3 protein-coding genes are annotated in these 1,185 nt (G+C 58.5%); all 3 read right to left on the bottom strand.

The features are described 5' to 3' along the window. A partial coding sequence (locus JCM12296_RS34980) for a hypothetical protein (RefSeq protein ID WP_218188456.1) occupies nt 1-253 on the bottom strand: 253 nt, incomplete at its 3' end. A gap of 58 nt (nt 254-311) precedes the next feature. Beyond that, nucleotides 312-737, bottom strand: coding sequence for a hydrogenase iron-sulfur subunit (locus JCM12296_RS34975; RefSeq protein WP_246805337.1), 426 nt, complete (start codon nt 735-737; stop codon nt 312-314). Between the two features lie 118 nt (nt 738-855). Then, the coding region (locus JCM12296_RS34970) for a 4Fe-4S dicluster domain-containing protein (protein WP_157068204.1) at nt 856-1,185 on the bottom strand (330 nt) is incomplete at its 5' end.

The following is a 1,185-nucleotide window of genomic DNA, read 5'->3' as shown; positions in this document are numbered from 1 at the left end:
CACCGACCGGCTGACGCGTGAGGCGCGCCAACTGGGTGGCGGCATTGACCGGAAAGGATGGCGACAGCGGGTCCGCCGCTGCCAGATACACCGGATCGGATATCAGCGTGGGGGCCAGACGGTTTTTCATGGCCAGGCGGGTGGGCACCAGCATGGCGTCGATGCCGGCCTTTTCCATGATCGTGGTCAAAAAGAAGCGGATTGCGGATAATGCGTCCGCATCGTGGTTGCCGATATGAAATGCCTGGGTCATAGTCCCTCCAGAGTTTTCGCGTAACGCCGATATCGGGTCCTGTACGCATCCAGCGCCATTAGATGACCATCCGCAGATCAGGCAGCATGGGACCCAATTCGCGGGTCTGGGCCACCAGTTCCCCCATGATGCCGGCAAATTGGATTCCGTCGCTGGCGCCGATCCAGGTGAGACGCAGGCGCCTGGCGTCGATGCCGAAGCGGGGCAGAATCTCCTTGAGCAGTTTCACCCGTCGCCGCGCCTTGAAGTTGCCGTTGATGTAGTGGCAGTCGCCGGGATGGCAGCCGCTGATCAAAACGCCGTCAGCCCCTTCCAGAAAAGCCTTGATCACGTACTGAGGGTCCACCATGCCCGTGCACATCACCCGGATCAGGCGGATGTTCTTGGGGTAGGTCAGCCGGGAAGTGCCGGCCAGATCGGCGGCGGTGTAGGTGCACCAGTTACACACAAAGGCAATGATGGTGGGTTCGAAAGAGGTCATCATATTCTCCAATAAATAGTGTTAAGTGTTAAGTTTTAAGTGTTAAGGAACGGATCGGGTCCTTTTTTAAATAGACAGAATACCTTAACTTAAAACTTAACACTTTAAACTTAAAACTATCTTAGCCGACAGCTGTGAGCGCTTCCAAAATCCCATCCAGTTCGGCAAACACCTGCTTGCCCCGAAAATGCTTCACCTGAGCCGCATTGGACGGGCAGGCCATCGCGCAGCTGCCGCAGCCCTTGCACAGGGCGCCATTGACCACCGAGATCTGGCGGCGCGCGTCAAAGCTGATGGCGCTGTAGGCGCAAAGATCGATGCAGGTCCGGCATCCCGCGCAGATTTCCGGATCGATCCAACTGATTGCCGAGGGCACCTGGACCTTGCCCCGCGTGGCCAGGGAAAGGGCCTTGGCCGCCGCTCCCGAGGCCTGCGCCACGGTGTCGGGATG

Source organism: Desulfosarcina cetonica JCM 12296, assembly GCF_001311845.1.
Taxonomy (GTDB): Bacteria; Desulfobacterota; Desulfobacteria; order Desulfobacterales; family Desulfosarcinaceae; genus Desulfosarcina; species Desulfosarcina cetonica.
The sequence above is the reverse complement of the archived record's forward strand: the minus strand, read 5'-3'. Positions and strand labels throughout refer to the sequence as shown.